Source organism: Aeromonas sp. FDAARGOS 1418 (assembly GCF_019048585.1).
Lineage (GTDB): Bacteria > Pseudomonadota > Gammaproteobacteria > Enterobacterales > Aeromonadaceae > Aeromonas > Aeromonas caviae.
The window spans coordinates 1,470,001-1,488,304 of the sequence record NZ_CP077387.1 but is presented as its reverse complement, the minus strand read 5'-3'; the positions used below and the strand labels follow the sequence as shown (position 1 = coordinate 1,488,304).

Genomic DNA, 18,304 nt, shown 5'->3' with positions numbered 1-18,304 from the left:
TATCGGGTCTCAGCATCCCGACGTGCCGCAGAGCTCAGATCGCAGGCAGCATCACGGCCCCAAACCCCTTGTCCTTCAATGCGTTGGCAAGCACTGTCAGGTCAGCCGACCCGGCTTCTGGCCATGACAGCGCCTCCCCTCGCACCCCGTGGTGGCGAAAACCGTTGAGGCGGATGAGTACGGGTCCCAGCGACAGCAAGAAGGTCGTCAACGCCTCCTGCAGCGCGCCGGTGGCATCGAGAAAATCGCTCCGCCCCGGCACCAGCAACAGCCGCACCTCCGCCAGCTTGCCCGCCTGCGCCAGCAGTTGCAGCGACGCCAGCACCCGCTCGCGGCCCCGCCCGGTCAGGGCCAGATGCACAGGCTCGCGCCACCCCTTGAGGTCTATCATGGCGCCGTCCAGCACCGGCAGCAGCCGCTGCCAACCCGTTTTCCCCAGGGATCCATTGCTGTCGAGCAGGCAGGTGAGACGGGCCAGATCCGGCGCAGCCTTGATGGCCGTGAACAGGGCGATCACGAAGGGCAACTGGGTGGTAGCCTCCCCGCCAGAGACGGTGACGCCGGTGAGCAGCGGGCCATAGCGACGCAGCAGGGCCAGCACCTCTGCCACCGACATCTGGCGCGTCTTGGGGTTGGCACTGCGCGGGCAGGCCTCCAGACAGGCGTCGCAATCGGTGCAGAGCGCCTCCTGCCAATGAACCTTGCCCTCGCTCATGGTGAGGGCGCCACTCGGGCAGACCGCAAGGCAGTCGCCGCAATCGTCGCACAGCCCGATAGTGTGGGGATTGTGACAACCGGGGCAGCGGAAGTTGCACCCTTGCAGAAACAAGACCAGCCGGTTGCCCGGCCCGTCTACGCAGGAAAAAGGCAGCACCCTGCTCACCAGGGCGCTGCGCGTCAGCAGAGCTTCATCCATCGGACCCGGCTCAGTACTGACTGATGGTCGACTCATTGGCCACCACTCGCGGTGCCCGCTGGCGAATAGCGGTCACGTCACTCGCCTCGGCACCAAGACAGGTGGTCTGCAACCGCGAGCCCTCCTCTGCGAAGCGGGCCACGTCGCTCTTGCGGATCATATAGCCGGTCACCCGCACCAGATCGCTGTCGGCCACGTTGGCGGTGAACTCGCGCATGCCGATGGCGAGCCCCCCCTTGCAGAGCTGCAGCAGCGCCTGCGGATTCTGGCGGATGGTGGGATCCAGGGTCAGGATCTCGCTGATCCCCGAGTGGTAGTAGCCGTGGTGGGGCGCCAGGGCCAGCAGGTGACTGGCGGGATCCGGCTCCTGCCCGTAGGGAATCCGCACTCCCGGGGTCACCGCCACATCGATGCTGAGGCCGCCCTGTGAGTGCAGCAGAGCGTGCCCACCCCAGGCATGGGCCTGCGGCGTCGTAGTGACATATTCCGAAAGCTGGGCCGAGATGCGATAGCCAAGCTGATTTGCCTCTTCGTCGTGACCGTAGCGGCCCGGCAGATTCTCTTTATCCATCAATATGTTGACTGCTTCCGCCATGCCGTAGATGCCGAACATGGGGACGAAGCGATCCTCATCCAGCAGCCCCTCCTTGACCAGGAAGCTGTCGAAGAAACCGGACTCCTCGTGCAGGAAGGCGGCGCGCACCGCGATCAGCTGGGACGTGAGACGGCAGTAGTGGGGCAGCAGACAGCCGAGGAAATCATCGATCCCCTGTGCCTGCTCGGCGACTCGCTTGAGGGAGATCCGCACCAGGGTGTTGGCGCCACCGGCCTGCGGCAGGGCGTTGTAGCAGCTGACGATGCCAAAACCACGCTGGTCGAAGGTATCGCGATGGACCGGGTAGTTGGCGATATGCGGCTTGCTGCACTCGGCGATGTTCTTCACCGCCAGCAGCAGCAGATCGTCGGGAGTCTGCTCCGGATCGTGGAAGAAGGTGAGGTTGGGGGCCACCTGCTTGAGCTCGTTGTCGATGCGCAGGATCAGCCGGCAGATCCGGTTGTCGTCGGGGCCGATGTTGACGTGCATGAAGGCGTCCGGCAGCACCCGGTCCAGATAGATCCAGAACCCTTTCAGCTTGCGGTAGAGAGTCTCGTCATCCAGCTCGCCGACAAAGGGCAGCAGCAGCTGATCGAGCCGTCCCAGCCAGACCGGCATGCCGGTGACGGAAGGAACGTGGTGATAGAGGATGCGCAGGGCATCGAGCGCTTCATCGAAATCCCGCGGCGCTGCCAGCTCCAGCCAGGCTGAGCCCTGGGTCAGGAACTTCTCGTAGTCCGGCAGCACATAGCGCGGCTTGTAGGGGGCGTGCCCCTCGAACATGTCGCACAGCATCCCTTGTGCCATGGCATCCTGCACGGCGGCAGGCAACTCGGGGTAAGGCAACGCGTTTTCGGCGGCGAGCGCCAGGGCCCGACTCTTCTGGGCCGGTGAGAGCAGAGGGTCGCGCACGATGCGCTGGCAGGTTTCGGTGAAGGACATGGTTCACTCCGTGGCGGGTGGAACCAAAATCCTCACACTTGAGAGGCCTTTTTTGAAGTGACATTCCCAACAGGACGGATATCCCATCAAGACATCCGCCATGCCGGATCACGGCACGCCCTTCACCAGGGCCAGAACAGGGCCACGCCCCCCAGCCAGCGCAGCAGGAAGAAGCCCCCCATGCCGACGACGACCACCACCAGGGTAGGCAGGCGCAGCAGGGTCAGCACCGTCACCAGCAGGGTGGCGGCCAGGTAGTCCGGATCCCAGTCCAGCCCGTGGCCGGGCTCATAGCTGAAGACGATGGGCAGCCAGATGGCGGTCAGCACCGACTGGGCCGAGAAGCTGAGGAAAGCCCCCATCTCGGCCCCCGGCTGATAGCGGGTCAACCGCGAGAAGAAGGCAAAACGGTTGAAGAAAGTGATCAGGGCCAGCAGCCCTATCATCAGCCAGCCCATGATCACCTCCTCATCCGGTGCAGCACATAGCCCACCACCATGCCGGCCAGGGCCGAGACGATGATGTGGATCTCCGCCAGCAGCGGCTTGGTGACGAGCGCCGTCCCGCCGCTCACCAGGGTGGCCGCCACCATGGGCAGGTTCTTCATGGCGGGGAGCGTCATGGCGATAAAGGTGGCGGCGATGGCAAAGTCGAGCCCCATCTTGTCCAGCCCCTCGATGTACTGGCCGGCGGCGATGCCGAGCAGGGTCGCCAGGTTCCAGAACAGATAGAAGACAAAGCCCGCGATGAGCGCATAGGCGGGATTGAAGGCGCCGCTGCGCTCCCTCTCTTTCAGCGCCACCGCAAACATCTCGTCGGTCAGGAAGAAGGCGAGGCTGGCCCGCCAGCGCAGGGAGAGCGGCAGCACGTCTCGGCGGAAGGTGAAGCCATAGAGCAGATGCTGGGAGGTGATCACCATGGTGGAGCCCATGATGGGCAGCAGCGGCGTCCCCGCCCCGAACAGGGTGGTGGCCGAGAGCTGGGCCGCCCCCGCATAGACCAGCAGCGACATCAGCTGTGCCTGGAGCGGGCTCATACCCGCCTGAAGCGCCAGGGCGCCGCACAGTATCCCCCAGGGGATGACGGAAATGGAGAGCGGGAGCATATCCAGAGTGGCGCGCCACCAGAGCGCCCCCGTGCGCTCGGGCGCAGGGAGGCGGGTTTCCAACATCATGGGATCATCCTTGTCACAGCCAATGCGAACCGGGAAAACTAGCACGGCGCAGGAGGCAGTGTCACGCCATGGTCTGCAACAAATGCAACGCCCGCATGAGAGCGGGCGTTGGCAGGCGGGATCAGGGCTCGATGATGATGGGAGTGCCGGGCTCGATGGCGTTCCAGATCTCGTCCATCTCATGGTTCAGCACCGCAATGCAGCCATTGGTCCAGTTGGACGGCTGCACCCTGCGATCCCCCAGGCTGTTGCGCTGGCCGTGGATCATGATCATGCCGCCCGGGTTCACACCCAGCTCGTTGGCGCGCTTGATGTCGTCCAGATTCGGGTAGTTGATGTGAATGGCCTTGTAGAAACCGGAGTTGCTCTTCTTGTAGTCCAGGGTATAGCGACCTTCCGGGGTACGCTGATCCCCCTCACGCTGCTTGTGTCCTTTGGGAGCCGGGCCCAGGGCAATCCAGTAGCGCTTCACTTCCTTGCCATCCTTCATCAGGGTCAGGCTGTAACTCGACTTCTTCACCACCACCATATCGGCGGACAGAGTGGCAAAACTCAACGCGGGCCACAGCCCCAGCAAACACAGCAATACGGCTCTCACTATCCATCCCTCTGCGAGCCTTCTGGGCTCTCTTGTTAGCAAATCATCTGAATGTCGCCACTCTCTGGTGGCGAGCGAGCGCCATGATATGGGATCGCCGTGAATACTCAATATATCGGGAGAAACATATCTGTGGCCAGCAGGGGGAAATGGCCGTCAACCCGCCATGCAGAGGCCCTGCCAAGGGCTGGGCGTCGTCTCTTGCCTGCAACCGGGCACCTCAGCGCAGGTCGTCAAGGCCAGGAAGATGGGCAGGGAGAAAAACCAGCGGGCAGCGCCGCCGCCAGTGACACTTGAGCCTGTCCACCCGCCAATCCCCGGCTGGCACCATGGGGTCAGGCCATCTCAACCCACAAAAAAGAGCCCCTGATGGGGCTCTTTTGACTGTGCAACACCGGGCTCAGGCCTGGGTCACTGGTTCGGCGGTCTCAAGGCGCCGGATCCAGGCCTCGAAGTCTGCCAGCATGCGCGCCTCGGACTCGCTGTTGTCGGCGATAAGCTCGGCCCCGTGCACCACCCGGATATGGGCGTCGAGGGGCGTCCCCTCCCCTGCCGGTGGGCGCTGCCGCGCCGCCGCCATGCACGTCTGTGCCTGTTGCCACGCCTCGGCGGCACTCCGGTTGCACGCCTCTGCCAGCGGCACCGCACTGAAACCCTCGCCGGTGAGGCTCTGCAGCGTCTCGTCATGGGTCATGCCGTTGCCCGGTCCCCAGTAGTGGGCGGCCAGATCCGGTCCGATGCGCGGGTTGTCGGTGAGGTAGCCGTCGCGTTTCAAGAAGTAGGCGCGGGTCTGCTCCACCGCCATCAGCGCCAGCAGATAGCCGTGATAGGCGCAGGCCGACTCCTGGTTCAGAAGGTGCGGGATGGCCAGCAGCGGGCGCGGGCTCTCCACCCCCAGGATCTTGCGCTCCCACTTGCGGGCCAGGGCCAGCACGGCGGCCGGGGTGCGCTCGCTCTCTGCCATGGCGTAGAGATCCCGCTCGAAGTAGGCCACCAGCGCAATCTGGCGCTCGTTGAAGGCGCGAAATGGCTGGCGCGCTTCAATCATGGCCTGGATAAGCGCATCGGGGATGGGTTCTCCCGCCGCGTTTCTGGCATAGCGCTTGAGCCAGTCCGCATCGTCCAGCAGGCTGTCGCAGAACATGGACTGGGTCTCGGCATAGGCCATGGAGGTGGGCGGGAACTCCTGGGAGAAGCAGGGGGCGTTGCCGGTGACGTTGGCAAAGTGCGCCGCGTGGCCTCCCTCGTGGAACAGGGTGTTGAGCCCGCTCCAGCCGCTGCCCACCTGGGCCGGATTGGCCAGGCTGGTGAAGTTGACCACCGCCGGCACCCACTCCCCCTCCTGCCAGAAGCTCGGCACCGGGCCGTGACAGAAGCCGTTCTCGTATTTTCCCTCCCGGGTCAGCAGATCCAGGGTAAGGGTGGCACCGCGGTACTGGATGCCGAGGCGGCGGAAGCTCTCGACCCAATCCTTCAGCGCCCGGGAGAAGGGCACGTAAGGGTCGAGCTGGCGAGTCACGTCGCCGCTCACGCTGTAGCGCAGGTTGTGGGGCAGCAGGGCTGCGTCCCCCTTGGCCGCTTTCAGCTCCGCCAGACTCTGGTGCAAGCGGGCATCGGTACGGGCGATGAAGTCGTCGAGAATGGCAAACAGCTGCTCCGGGCTCATCTGCTCGTTCTTGTGCACCTTGTAATCGAAGTAGTCGCGATAGCCCATGGCACGGGCGAAGCGGTTGCGCAGCGCGACGATGGCCAGATAGCCGTTGTCGACCACCCACTGCTCCAGGGTGTGGAACATGGCGAGCGCGCTCTGGCGCACCGCCTCGTCGCTGCTGGCGGCCAGCGCCGTGCTGGCGGCGGGCAGGCTGCCGGGGACCTGGCGGCCCTGCTCATCCAGCAAGGTGAGCTTCAGCCCCTTGCGACGGGCGAAGAGATCCGCCTCGGCGGCCACCAGCTCGTCCATCAGGGCGGAGGCACCGGGATCTTCGATGACGTTGCACTCGAAGAAGGCGATCCAGCCCCCCAGGCCGCGCCTGAGATCCGCCTCTTCGGCCTGGGCATGCATCTCCCGCAGCACCGGCAGGCGGTCAGGATCGGCACAAAATGCCTTGTAGGCCTGTTCGGCCGCGGTGAAGCCTGCCTGATCGTCGCTGGTGCCCATGTAGGTGGACCAGAACAGGTCTTCCTTGCGTCTGTGCACCTGCAGGTAATCGGCATTGAGCTGGTTGAGATAATTCCTGGCAATGGAACTCATAACTTCCCTCTTGTTATGGGGCGACCACGGGGCCGCCCACTCCTTTTTGGTGAAATGCCAACCCATTCACACTTCTTGCAAATTGAGCAGACAAATTGTGCGCCGGGATGCGCGCCATCACGCTATCAAAAGCGAGGGTTTCTGTCTGCTGGCTATACTGGTTGTCAAACTGCTCAATTGGCTGTTTTCCACCGCAACCCATTGAAAGTTAATGGCATGTTAAAAACAACAACAATCAGGTCCGGCCGGCAGTTCGGCCACAATCAGACTCGCATGGGAAAGTAAGGATAAGTCTATGTTCAAGCTCGGTGATATTGCCGTGAGTCGCAAGCTGATGCTGCTGCTCTCACTGGCCCTGGTCGGCTTCATCGCACTGCTGCTCATCTCGGCCAGTGCCCTGCACCGCAATCTGATGAGTGAACGGGAAGCCAGGCTGCAGGCGGTGCTGGATCTGGCCATGAGCCGGATCCATGCCCTGGCCGCCACCCTCCCCCCGGAACAGGCCAAGGCACAGGCCAAGGCCATGCTCGACAGCATGCGCTTTGACGGGGACAACTACCTGTTCGTACTGGATGAAGATCGTCGGGTGGTGGTGCATCCCGCCAAACCCGAGCTGGTCGGCCAGCAGATGGGCAACAACCCTGCCGAGTCCCACTGGCAACACATGGTGGATCTCGGCAAGGGCGGCCACCAGGGCAGGCTGGAGTATCAGTGGGTCTCCCCGTCCGGCGAGGCGGCCCAGAAGATGTCGCTGGTGACGGGCTACCAGCCCTGGGGCTGGATCCTGGGCTCCGGTGTGTTGTTGCAGGACATTGAGGCCACCATGTGGTCCCAATATGAGTGGATGGGTGGCGCCACCTTGCTGGTGATCCTGTTGATGGGGCTGCTGGGACTCGCCATCAGCCGCTCCATCGTCAATCCCCTGGCCGAGATCAACAAGGCCATGGCCCGGGTCGCAGCTGGCGATCTGGTGGTCAGCATCCCGGTGCTGGGCAGGGATGAGCTCGGCGCCGTCGCCAGCTCCACCAACCAGGGGCTGGATGCCATCCGCCGCGCCCTGCTGGAGGCGAGCCAGGGGGCCCGCAACGTGGCGGATGCCGCCCTGCGCATCGCCGCCTCCGCCGAACAGACCAACCAGGCGGTCAACAGTCAGCGGGATCAGCTCGCCCAGCTCGCCACCGCCATGAACGAGATGAGCGCCACCATCGCCGACGTGGCGGGTCACGCAGAGAATACGGCCCGCGACACCCAGGATGCCACCAGCGAGGCCGGGCTCGGCAACCAGGATGTCCATGCCAGCGTGCACGGCATCCAGGCGCTGGCCACCGAGGTGGACCAGGCCACCTCGCAGGTCAACCAGCTCAAGGAGGGAGTGATGCAGATAAGCGAGGTGACGGCGGTCATCAGCGCCATCTCGGAGCAGACCAACCTGCTGGCCCTCAACGCCGCCATCGAGGCGGCCCGGGCCGGCGAGCAGGGCCGTGGCTTCGCCGTGGTGGCCGACGAGGTGCGCCAGCTGGCCAGTCGCACCCGCCACTCCACCGAGGAGATCCAGAGTACCATCACCCAGTTGCAGCAACGGGCTGTCACCGCCGCCAACGCCATGGACGCCAGCCGCAAGCTGGCGGAGAGCAGCGTCAACCAGTCCGAGAAGGCGGGGCAGGATCTCTCCCTCATCGTCAATCACATCCAGCACGTGAGCGACATGGCGACCCAGATCGCCACGGCGGCGGAGCAGCAGAGCATGGTGGCGGAAGACATGAACCGCAACGTCAGCGGCATCAACGACTCGGCGCTCGAGATGTCCCAGGCGGCCTCCCAGTTGGCCCAGGAGAGCGAACTGCTGGCCGGTCTCTCCCGAAGCCTCGACGAGCGACTGGCGGTGTTCAAGCTGGACAACGCCCAAGCCCAGGACAGGATGATGCGACCGACCCAGGCGTCCTCTTCCCGAGCAGGCATGCAACCCCGCCACTGAGTGGCCCCGTGAGCCCCTGCCAGGCTTGCAGGGGCTCCTTTCCTGTCATGGCCACGGGAGCCTCTCCCGGGCCACCCTCTCGCACTGAACCAGTGCGCAGATCCAGGAGAATCCATCTGCCGCTGATGCGCTGCTCCGATGAAATGGCACTGTCAATTTTTACACTTAATTTTTTAACAAAATATAGTCATGATGAGTGGTCGCCACAGGCGGCACCATGATCCTTTCTGTAGTCATTTGGCAAACTGGTTGAAAGGCCAGGACGCAAAGCCTCCGGTCTAAAGACAAGCTGTCCAGGATAGCGGGGTTGCAGCACCGTGTTTCGGGGAACTCCCCTGCCAACGTGACTGCCCACATCACCGAACAGAGGAATGTATGGCAGCAAATATCCGACTCACCCATCTCGCGGCAGCGCTGGCGCTGCTGGCCAGTGGCGGCGTACTCGCTCACGGCTACATCAGCCAGCCCGAAGGGCGCAACTACCTGTGCAAGACAGGGGGCAACAGCCAGTGTGGCGCCATCCAGTGGGAACCCCAGAGCCTGGAAGCCCCCTCCGGCTTCCCCGATGGCGGCCCCGCCGACGGCCAGATAGCCTCGGCCGGTCACCCCCAATTCGGCGAGCTCAACACCCAGACCCTCGATCGCTGGACCAAGCGTGAGGTGCAGGCCGGTCCCTTCGCCATCAGCTGGACCTTCACTGCCAACCACGTGACCCGCAACTGGCGCTACTACCTCACCAAGCAGGACTGGAACCCGAACCAGCCCCTCACCCGGGATGCGTTCGATCTCAATCCCTTCTGCGTCATCGAGGGCAACATGGTGCAGCCCCCCAAACAGGTGACCCATCAGTGCACCCTGCCCGCACGTACCGGTTATCAGGTCATTCTCGGGGTGTGGGAGGTAGGGGATACCGCCAACAGCTTCTACAACCTGATCGACGCCCGGTTCAAGGATGGCACCCAGCCCCCGCTGACCTGGAGCCAGGGAGGGACCATCTATCCCTCCATCGACCTGGTGGCGGGTGACAAAGCCAGAACCCGGGTATTCGATGCCAATGGCGAGCGCACCGATCTCCAGACCGAGCTGACCATCGCCAGCGCCGGACAGGGCCAGAAGAACAACTGGGCCCACGCCCTGGCGAGCAAGATCAACGCCGAGCAGAGCCAGATCCGTGCTGGCCAGCAAGGTACGGACGGCCAGTTCAACCCCGTCTATGGCCAGAACCCGGTCTACCTCAAGGCTGGCAGCAACCTGCAACGGGTCGAGATCCAGCTTGAGCAACAGCAGCCCCCGGTTGAGAACGGGATCAGCGTGAGCGGTCTGGCGAGCGACTCCCCCCTCGACAACGGCAAGCTCACCCTGATGTTCACCGTCACGGCCCAGGGGGATCTCGCCATCACCAACACCCTCTATGACCACGGCGGTGTCGCCAGGGGACAGAGCAGTGCCGATATCAAGGACGGCAGCCAGAGTTTCTCCATGGCGCTGACCGGCTTGAGTGCAGGCCACCATCAGCTGGTGATCGAGGGCAAACCCAAGGCCGGTGGTGACGCGGTGCAGCAGACCCTGGACCTCATGTTCAAGGATCCGGCAAGCGGGGGCGATTACCAGTTCACCTTCCCGGACGGCCTCAAGTCCTACACCGCCGGCACCCGGGTGCTGCAGCCGAAGAACGGCAAGGTCTATCAGTGCAAACCCTTCCCCTACAGCGGCTGGTGCAGCCAGTGGGCGAGCACGGCCACCCAGTATGAACCGGGCGTAGGCTCCCACTGGCAGGAGGCCTGGACAGCGCAGTGATGGGACGTATCCGACCTGGCGGGAACCCGCTCGGCGTTTCCCGTGCCAGATCAGGTCAACATCAAACAAACGGGGAGCCCATGGCTCCCCGTTTTTCATCCTTCCCTCGGTTCAGATCTGATAGTCGAGCAGAGGCTCGTTGCTCATGGCGCGGGCCTGGATCTCCGCCAGCGCCAGATCGGGGTTGCAGAGCTGGATGAACTGCCAGGCAAAGTTGTGCTGGAACTGCCCCTGCTTGAGGCCAATCCAGGCGGTGTGCGGCGCAAACAACCGACTGCCGTCCAGTTGCACCAGTCCCTTGTCCCGCTGGGAATCGAACGCCATGTCCGCCAGTATGCCCACCCCCATCTCCAGCTCGACATAGGTCTTGATGACGTCTGAGTCCTGGGCGGTCAGCAGGATCTGCGGCACTATGCCCGCCTCGGCAAAGGCATCATCCACCCGTGCCCGACCGGTGAGGCCGGCCTGATAGGTGACGATGGGCCAGTGGGCCAGAGCGGCCAGGGTCAGCTCCCGCTCGGCGGTGAGAGGGTGCTGCTCCGGCACGACGATATTGTGGTGCCAGCGGTAGTAGGGAAAGGCCACCACCCCTTCGCTCTTGTCGAGCTGCTCGCTGCTGATGCCGATGTCCACCTCGCCGGTCTGCACCAGCCGCACTATCTCCTCCGGGCTCCCCTGACGCAGCTCCAGCTGTACCAGAGGAAATTGCTCCCGAAACGCCTTCACTACCCTCGGCAGGGCATAACGGGCCTGGGTATGAGTGGTCGCGATGAGCAGCCGGCCTGAGTCGCGATTGGCAAAGGTGCTCGCCAGTTTGCGGATGTTGTCGGCATCCCCCAGGATACGCTCGGCGATCACCAGCAACTCCTTGCCCGGCTCGGTCATGCCGAGCAGACGCTTGCCATAGCGAATGAAGAGGGCGAGCCCCAGCTCCTCCTCCAACTCGCGAATGTGGCGGCTGACCCCGGACTGGGACGTAAAGAGGGCATTGGCCACGTCGGTCAGGTTGTAATCCCGCCGTGCCGCCTCCCGAATGATTCGCAACTGCTGAAAGTTCACCTCATCGCCTCCTGCGCTGAGTGGCGGTGGCTCGTGCCACCGTCCTCTTGTTGTGGATTGCCGGGATCATAGCCCGGCAGCAAGCCTGAAAGAGGGCCGCACCTCGCGGCTTGCCCTCAGATCTGGTAGTCGGGATAGAGCTGTGCCTGCCTGGCCACCAGACGCACCCCCTGGCCGGGGGCAAAGGCCCGGGCGGCCTCCTTGCTCAGTTCGGCCTCGTAGTGGGCACCTCCCGTCTCCCCATCGCCACGCAGTTCCACCCGGATGCGCGGCCCCATGGGCAGCAGGCGGGTAATGGTGGCGCGAATGCCACCGGGGGCATCCGAGGGCAGGATCTCCAGCTCGTGGGGGCGCACATAGGCGATGGCCGCACTCCCTTCTGCCAGATGGGAGGGGATGGGGCCACCCAGTTGCTGCTCACCGATGCCGAGCCCCTGCCCGGCCACCCTGCCACGAAACAGGTTCACGCTGCCAAGGAAGCTGTGCACGAAGGCACTGGCGGGCTGATCATACACTTCGGCAGGGGTGCCAATCTGCTCTACCTTGCCGGCGTTCATCAGCACCACCCGATCCGCCACCTCCAGGGCCTCTTCCTGATCGTGGGTCACGAACAGGCTGGTGACATGCAGCTCGTCGTGAAGCTCACGCAGCCAACGGCGCAGCTCCTTGCGTACCTGGGCATCGAGGGCGCCGAAAGGCTCGTCCAGCAGCAGCACCTTGGGCTGCACCGCCAGGGCCCGGGCCAGGGCGACCCGCTGGCGCTGACCACCGGAGAGCTGGGTCGGGTAGCGTGCCGCGACATGGCTAAGCTGCACCAGGTCCAGCAGCTCCTTGACCCGGGTGCGGATGGCCGCCTCGTCCGGGCGTTCGCTGCGCGGCTTGACCCTCAGGCCAAAGGCCACGTTCTCGAACACCGTCATGTGGCGAAACAGGGCGTAGTGCTGGAACACGAAGCCAACGTTGCGCTCGCGCACATGGAGATCCGAGGCATCTTCGCCGCGGATGATGACGCTGCCACTGTCCGCCTGCTCCAGCCCGGCGATGATCCGCAGCAAGGTGGTCTTGCCGCAGCCGGAGGGGCCGAGCAGGGCGACCAGCTCACCGTCGTGAAAATCGAGGTTGATGTCGGCCAGCGCCGCGTACTGATTGAAATGCTTGTTGAGCCCTTGAACCTGAATGCTCATGAATGCCTCTCCTATAACCGTTAATTCGGGATCAATGGGACTGGGTCGGTTGGCCGCGCAGCCTGGCCAGCAGGGTCTCACCCAGCAGGGTGAAGATCCCGAACAGCGCCAGCAGGCTGGCCACCGCGAAGGCGGCACCGGTCTGGTACTCGTTGTAAAGGATCTCGATGTGCAGCGGCAGCGTGTTGGTCTGGCCGCGAATGTGGCCGGAAACCACGGAGACAGCGCCAAACTCCCCCACCGCCCGGGCGGTACAGAGCAGCAGGCCATACATCAGACTCCAGCGGATGCCGGGCAGGGTCACCCGCCAGAACATCTGCAACCCGCTCGCCCCCAGCATGATGGCGGCCTCCTCTTCCTCCGGGCCCCGCGCCTCCATCTGGGGCAGCAGCTCGCGTACCACGAAGGGCACAGTGATGAAGGTGGTCGCCAGGATGATCCCCGGGGTAGCGAAAATGATCTTGATGTCGTGCTCGCTGAGCCACTCGCCGAACCAGCCGCGACTGCCGAACAGCAGCACGAACATCAAGCCTGCGATGACCGGCGAGACCGAGAACGGCAGATCGATTAGGGTGATAAGCAGTTGCCGGCCAGGAAAGCGGAACCGGGCGATGGCCCAGGCAGCGCCCAGCCCGAACAGCAGGTTCAGGGGCACCGAGCAGAGCGTCACCAGGGCGGTCAGCCCCAGGGCGCTCAGGGCATCCGGCTCGCTGATGGCGTGCCAGAAGAAGGCCAGACCCGGGCTCAGCGCCTGGATGAAGACGGTGGCCAGCGGCAACAGCAGCAAGGCGGCAAACCAGCCCAGACCGACGGTAACCAGCAGCCATTTTACCCAGACCGGTTCATGGGTCACCGGGGGATGACGCGCCGGGGTGGCCGGAGCGGACTCCTGGGCCTGATCGAGATGTGCAGTAGAGGCGTTCATATACGGCTTCCTCCGATGCGAGCCCAGCTCCAGGCTTGCAACTTGTTGATGAGCAACAGCAGCACAAAGGAAATGAGCAACATGACGGACGCAATGGCCGATGCACCGGCGTAGTCATACTCCTCCAGGTGACTCATGATCATCAGGGGGGCAATCTCGGACACCATGGGGAGGTTGCCGGCAATGAAGATGACAGAGCCGTACTCCCCCACGCCGCGAGCAAACGCCAGGGCAAAACCGGTGAGCAGCGCAGGTACCAGGGTCGGCCACAGTACCCGGATGAAGGTCTGCCAGCGGTTGGCACCCAGGCTCGCAGCCGCCTCCTCTTGCTCGCTCTCCGCTTCCCGCAGCACCGGCTGCAGGGTACGCACCACAAAGGGCAGCCCGATAAAGGTCAGGGCAATGACCACTCCTATGGGGTTGTAGGCAAGCTCGATGCCCAGCGGAGCGACCCATTGGCCAATCCAGCCGTTGGGGGCAAAGATGGCGCACAGGGCGATGCCGGAGACGGCAGTCGGCATGGCAAAGGGCAGGTCGATCAGCGCATCCACCAGTCTGCGGCCGGGGAAGGTATAGCGCACCAGTACCCAGGCCAGTATCAGACCGAACAGACTGTTGAGCAGGGCGGCAATGAAGGCGGCACCAAAGCTCAGGCGAAAGGAGGCGAGCACCCGGGGGGAGCCGATCACCTGCCAGAACTCGGCGGCGCTCAGGTTGTTCACCGCAAACAGCACCAGTGCCGAGAGCGGCAGCAGCACCAGTATGCCCAGATAGAGCAGACTGAAGCCCAGCGTTGGCCCCAGGCCTGGCAGGACGGAATAAGAACTTAATCGCATAACACATCCGTTTGTTATAAATACTTTGGATGTGACGATTTTGCTCACGGCGGCCAGGGACAACAAACACCAATAATGCCTTTGCTAAGCACTTTTTTATCTAACAATGGTGGAACAAGGCTTTTAGAGCGATAAGCATAAAAAAAGGTCTTTTATATAAATAAAAGACCTAAAAGACGGAGCGGTAAAACCGGGAACATGCAAAGTCAGTCACGCTGGCCAAGTTGCCAGCCTGTCTGGAAATCGTGCCGAAACAATCCGAGGCGCCCTCATCGAAAACTGAGTGCAGCCTGCTTGCCCCACTCGGCAGGAGCAGGCTCCACCACCATTTCGGCACGGCGGTATAGGGTGCCGAGCAAAGCGAGGCCCTGGTGCCACTCCCCATGGCCGGACTGGGCATTGATATGGCCCACCTCCCCCGCATCGAACAAGGGCACCTGCCACTGCCGGCTCCAGAACTCTGCCCGCTCGAAACTCATCCAGGGGTCATTGCGGCTGGCGATCAACTGGGCAGAGACCTTGATGGACCCCGCCAACACCTCATCCGGGATACCGAAACGGGCAGGATCGGCAGGGGCAACGATGAAGATGGAGGAGACCTTGTCCGGTTGCAGCCGGGCGGCAGCGATGGCCGTCAGAGCGCCGAAGGAGTGAGCGACCAGGTGGACCCGGCTGCGCCGGCTCCTGAGCTTGCTCGCCAGCTTGGCGCTCCAGACCGTGAGATCCGGCTTGTCCCAAGGCAGACCCATCATTCTCTGCCACTGGGGAAATTGCTGGTGCCAGCGGCTCTGCCAGTGATCCGGCCCACTGTTATGCAGACCGGGAACCAGAAGGATCTTGTTCATCGTGGTACTCCTATCTGTTGTCACAGGGGCCTGCGTCTCTTAACGGCCCGGTTGGTAAATCTGGTCAAACGATCCGCCCTGGGCGAAGTGCTTCTTCTGTGCCTTGTCCCAATCTCCTTCCAGATCCTTGACAGTAAAGAGCGTCAGGTTGGGGAACTGGGCCGCTGTCTCCTTCAGGATCGCCGGATTGCTCGGACGATAGTGGTATTTGGCGATGATGCGCTGCCCTTCGTCGGAGTAGAGATACTCGAGGTAAGCCTTGGAGACGGCCTCGGTACCATGCTTCTTGGCTACCTTGTCCACCACGGCTACCGGCGGCTCGGCCAGGATGGAGACCGAGGGCACCACCAGTTCGAACTTGTCGCTGGTGCCCGGCTGATTGAGCACCAGCAACGCTTCATTTTCCCAGGCCAGCAACACATCCCCGAGCCCGCGTTCGATGAAGCTGGTGGTGGCGCCACGTGCCCCGGAGTCCAGCACCTTCACATTCTTGAACAGATCGCTGACAAACTGTTTGGCGCCCTCTTCAGTGCCGCTTTTCTTCAGGGCATAGCCCCAGGCAGCCAGATAATTCCAGCGCGCACCGCCGGAGGTCTTTGGGTTGGGGGTGATGATGGCGACATCCTTGCGCACCAGGTCGCCCCAATCCTTGATCTGCTTGGGATTCCCCTTGCGCACCAGGAAGACGATGGTGGAGGTATAGGGAGAGGCATTGTTGGCCAGGCGCCCTTCCCAGTCGCTGGCGGTGAGACCTGCCTTAGCCACCGCATCCACGTCATAGGCCAGCGCCAGGGAGACCACGTCAGCCTCCAGTCCGTCCACCACGGCACGAGCCTGTTTGCCTGAGCCACCGTGTGACTGGCTCACCACCACATCGTCGCCGGTTTTGGCCTTCCACTCCTTGGCAAAGGCACTGTTGTACTCCCGGAACAGCTCCCGCGTCGGGTCATAGGAGACATTCCGCAGCCGCACCTCGGCGGCTTGGACCTGACCGAGAGCCAGCAGGGAGAGAACGGTGAGAGCGGTCATTCGCAGTTTCATGGTGATACTCCATATCGTTGGGTTGAGTACAGCATGCCCGCTTATGCATATTCCATGAAGAAAGAAAAAGCGCTTTGCTTATCTCTTATCCGCATATGAGCTCCCGATGGTCCTCTGGCACTCTCGGCCAGAGCGTATTCGCGTGCTTGCGATGCTCATCTCCAGACACGACAAAGCCCGGTCGATTGGCCGGGTTGTGAAAAGATGGGGGAACGAAGGCAAACCAGAGCGAAGGGTAAGCCCTGGGTAAAGGGACAATGCCAGACACGCAAGCACCACAGGGGGAAGAGGCGTGTTGTCCGTGACAAGTGGCGATTCAGACCCGCCGGTTGCCTCTTGTTCCCTGAGCTCTTACCCAGACGCCAGAAAGCAAAAAGGCCTTCCCGATAGGGAAGGCCTTTCAATTTAGTGGCGGAGCGGACGGGACTCGAACCCGCGACCCCCGGCGTGACAGGCCGGTATTCTAACCGACTGAACTACCGCTCCGCATTCGGTTAGCTTTCGCTAAATCTTTTGCTGCTTGTTTGTGAGGTGTCATCCTCGCAGCCGGTTATGTGATTCTTCACATCACCGTTTAATTGAGTGCCTGGCAGTGTCCTACTCTCGCATGGCGAATGCCACACTACCATCGGCGCTACAGCGTTTCACTTCTGAGTTCGGCATGGGGTCAGGTGGTTCCACTGCGCTATTGCCGCCAGGCAAAATCTTCAATCTGAAAAAGCTGACGTGAATAACGACTTTGCTAGTTGCTGGTCATTATCACTGAATTTGTAAGTAGTTTATGCACTTGCTACAAGGCCCAGAACACTTCTTGGGTGTTGTATGGTTAAGCCTCACGGGTAATTAGTATGGGTTAGCTCAACGTATCGCTACGCTTACACACCCCACCTATCAACGTTGTGGTCTCCAACGGCCCTTTAGGACCCTCAAGGGGTCAGGGATGACTCATCTCAGGGCTCGCTTCCCGCTTAGATGCTTTCAGCGGTTATCGATTCCGAACTTAGCTACCGGGCAGTGCCACTGGCGTGACAACCCGAACACCAGAGGTTCGTTCACTCCGGTCCTCTCGTACTAGGAGCAACTCCCTTCAATCATCCAACGCCCACGGCAGATAGGGACCGAACTGTCTCACGACGTTCTGAACCCAGCTCGCGTACCACTTTAAATGGCGAACAGCCATACCCTTGGGACCGACTTCAGCCCCAGGATGTGATGAGCCGACATCGAGGTGCCAAACACCGCCGTCGATATGAACTCTTGGGCGGTATCAGCCTGTTATCCCCGGAGTACCTTTTATCCGTTGAGCGATGGCCCTTCCATTCAGAACCACCGGATCACTATGACCTACTTTCGTACCTGCTCGACCTGTCCGTCTCGCAGTTAAGCTGGCTTATGCCATTGCACTAACCTCCTGATGTCCGACCAGGATTAGCCAACCTTCGTGCTCCTCCGTTACTCTTTGGGAGGAGACCGCCCCAGTCAAACTACCCACCAGGCACTGTCCGCGAGCCCGATTCAGGGCCCTGCGTTAGAACATCAAACATACAAGGGTGGTATTTCAAGGACGGCTCCAGCGCAACTGGCGTCACGCCTTCAAAGCCTCCCACCTATCCTACACATGTAGGTTCAATGTTCAGTGCCAAGCTGTAGTAAAGGTTCACGGGGTCTTTCCGTCTAGCCGCGGGTACACCGCATCTTCACGGCGAATTCGATTTCACTGAGTCTCGGGTGGAGACAGCATGGCCATGGTTACACCATTCGTGCAGGTCGGAACTTACCCGACAAGGAATTTCGCTACCTTAGGACCGTTATAGTTACGGCCGCCGTTTACCGGGGCTTCGATCAAGAGCTTCGCTTGCGCTAACCCCATCAATTAACCTTCCGGCACCGGGCAGGTGTCACACCCTATACGTCCACTTTCGTGTTTGCAGAGTGCTGTGTTTTTGATAAACAGTCCCAGCCATCTGGTCACTGCGACTCCCGACAGCTCCATCCGCAAGGGACTTCACCATCAAGAGCGAACCTTCTCCCGAAGTTACGGTTCTATTTTGCCTAGTTCCTTCACCCGAGTTCTCTCAAGCGCCTTGGTATTCTCTACCCGACCACCTGTGTCGGTTTGGGGTACGATGACTTGTAATCTGAAGCTTAGAGGCTTTTCCTGGAAGC

At 62.2% G+C, this 18,304-nt stretch carries 14 protein-coding genes, 1 tRNA gene, 2 rRNA genes and 1 riboswitch (1 of these 18 cut by a window edge); of the genes, 2 read left to right on the top strand and 15 right to left on the bottom strand.

What is annotated here, in order from left to right; all coding sequences use genetic code 11:
• Window positions 1–34: 34 nt before the first annotated feature.
• The 6 genes from I6L48_RS07200 to I6L48_RS07175 all read right to left on the bottom strand — a co-directional run bounded on the left by I6L48_RS07200 (window position 35) and on the right by I6L48_RS07175 (window position 6,476).
• Window positions 35–916: a YjjW family glycine radical enzyme activase gene (locus I6L48_RS07200; protein ID WP_162726147.1), complete on the bottom strand. Its 882-nt coding sequence runs from the start codon at window positions 914–916 to the stop codon at window positions 35–37.
• A 10-nt stretch (window positions 917–926) separates the two neighbouring features.
• Window positions 927–2,453, bottom strand: coding sequence for a YjjI family glycine radical enzyme (locus I6L48_RS07195; protein WP_113069626.1), 1,527 nt, complete (start codon window positions 2,451–2,453; stop codon window positions 927–929).
• Window positions 2,454–2,575: 122 nt separating this feature from the next.
• On the bottom strand, window positions 2,576–2,911 hold the full coding sequence (locus tag I6L48_RS07190) for an AzlD domain-containing protein (protein WP_010672834.1): 336 nt from the start codon (window positions 2,909–2,911) through the stop codon (window positions 2,576–2,578).
• A gap of 2 nt (window positions 2,912–2,913) precedes the next feature.
• Entirely contained in the window at window positions 2,914–3,627 is a 714-nt protein-coding gene (locus tag I6L48_RS07185; RefSeq protein WP_113069625.1) for an AzlC family ABC transporter permease, read from the bottom strand.
• Window positions 3,628–3,748: 121 nt separating this feature from the next.
• A complete protein-coding gene (locus I6L48_RS07180) occupies window positions 3,749–4,225 on the bottom strand; it encodes a murein L,D-transpeptidase family protein (protein WP_029313677.1) in 477 nt (158 codons plus the stop codon).
• A gap of 400 nt (window positions 4,226–4,625) precedes the next feature.
• Window positions 4,626–6,476, bottom strand: a complete 1,851-nt coding sequence (locus I6L48_RS07175; RefSeq protein WP_216987896.1) for a M3 family metallopeptidase — start codon at window positions 6,474–6,476, stop codon at window positions 4,626–4,628.
• A 295-nt stretch (window positions 6,477–6,771) separates the two neighbouring features.
• Between I6L48_RS07175 and I6L48_RS07170 the strand changes: the two genes are divergently transcribed.
• Together I6L48_RS07170 and gbpA are read left to right on the top strand one after the other, a co-directional pair.
• Entirely contained in the window at window positions 6,772–8,451 is a 1,680-nt protein-coding gene (locus I6L48_RS07170) for a methyl-accepting chemotaxis protein (RefSeq protein WP_216987895.1), read from the top strand.
• Between the two features lie 229 nt (window positions 8,452–8,680).
• Window positions 8,681–8,766: riboswitch (cyclic di-GMP riboswitch) on the top strand.
• Between the two features lie 60 nt (window positions 8,767–8,826).
• Window positions 8,827–10,248 (top strand): N-acetylglucosamine-binding protein GbpA, encoded by a 1,422-nt coding sequence (gbpA, locus tag I6L48_RS07165; protein WP_216987894.1) that lies wholly within the window; start codon window positions 8,827–8,829, stop codon window positions 10,246–10,248.
• Between the two features lie 111 nt (window positions 10,249–10,359).
• Here gbpA and cbl read toward each other — a convergent pair whose 3' ends face one another.
• The 9 genes from cbl to I6L48_RS07120 all read right to left on the bottom strand — a co-directional run.
• Window positions 10,360–11,307 carry an HTH-type transcriptional regulator Cbl gene (gene cbl / locus I6L48_RS07160; RefSeq protein WP_043156146.1) on the bottom strand — a complete coding sequence of 316 codons (948 nt, stop codon included), beginning with the start codon at window positions 11,305–11,307 and terminating at the stop codon, window positions 10,360–10,362.
• 116 nt (window positions 11,308–11,423) lie between these two features.
• Window positions 11,424–12,491 carry a sulfate/molybdate ABC transporter ATP-binding protein gene (locus tag I6L48_RS07155; protein WP_010672827.1) on the bottom strand — a complete coding sequence of 356 codons (1,068 nt, stop codon included), beginning with the start codon at window positions 12,489–12,491 and terminating at the stop codon, window positions 11,424–11,426.
• A 31-nt stretch (window positions 12,492–12,522) separates the two neighbouring features.
• The gene (gene cysW / locus I6L48_RS07150; RefSeq protein ID WP_113069621.1) at window positions 12,523–13,416 is read right to left on the bottom strand and encodes a sulfate ABC transporter permease subunit CysW; all 894 of its coding nucleotides are present in this window, start codon (window positions 13,414–13,416) and stop codon (window positions 12,523–12,525) included.
• On the bottom strand, window positions 13,413–14,252 hold the full coding sequence (gene cysT / locus I6L48_RS07145) for a sulfate ABC transporter permease subunit CysT (RefSeq protein WP_039039454.1): 840 nt from the start codon (window positions 14,250–14,252) through the stop codon (window positions 13,413–13,415). The genes cysW and cysT overlap by 4 nt, the downstream gene beginning before the upstream one ends.
• Window positions 14,253–14,521: 269 nt before the next feature.
• Window positions 14,522–15,097 carry an alpha/beta hydrolase gene (locus I6L48_RS07140; protein WP_039039453.1) on the bottom strand — a complete coding sequence of 192 codons (576 nt, stop codon included), beginning with the start codon at window positions 15,095–15,097 and terminating at the stop codon, window positions 14,522–14,524.
• A gap of 39 nt (window positions 15,098–15,136) precedes the next feature.
• Entirely contained in the window at window positions 15,137–16,138 is a 1,002-nt protein-coding gene (locus I6L48_RS07135; protein ID WP_216987893.1) for a sulfate ABC transporter substrate-binding protein, read from the bottom strand.
• A gap of 409 nt (window positions 16,139–16,547) precedes the next feature.
• Window positions 16,548–16,624, bottom strand: a tRNA-Asp gene (locus I6L48_RS07130).
• 98 nt (window positions 16,625–16,722) lie between these two features.
• Window positions 16,723–16,837: ribosomal RNA gene (gene rrf, locus I6L48_RS07125) — 5S ribosomal RNA — on the bottom strand.
• Window positions 16,838–16,960: 123 nt separating this feature from the next.
• Window positions 16,961–18,304: ribosomal RNA gene (locus I6L48_RS07120) — 23S ribosomal RNA — on the bottom strand (it continues 1,545 nt past the right edge of the window).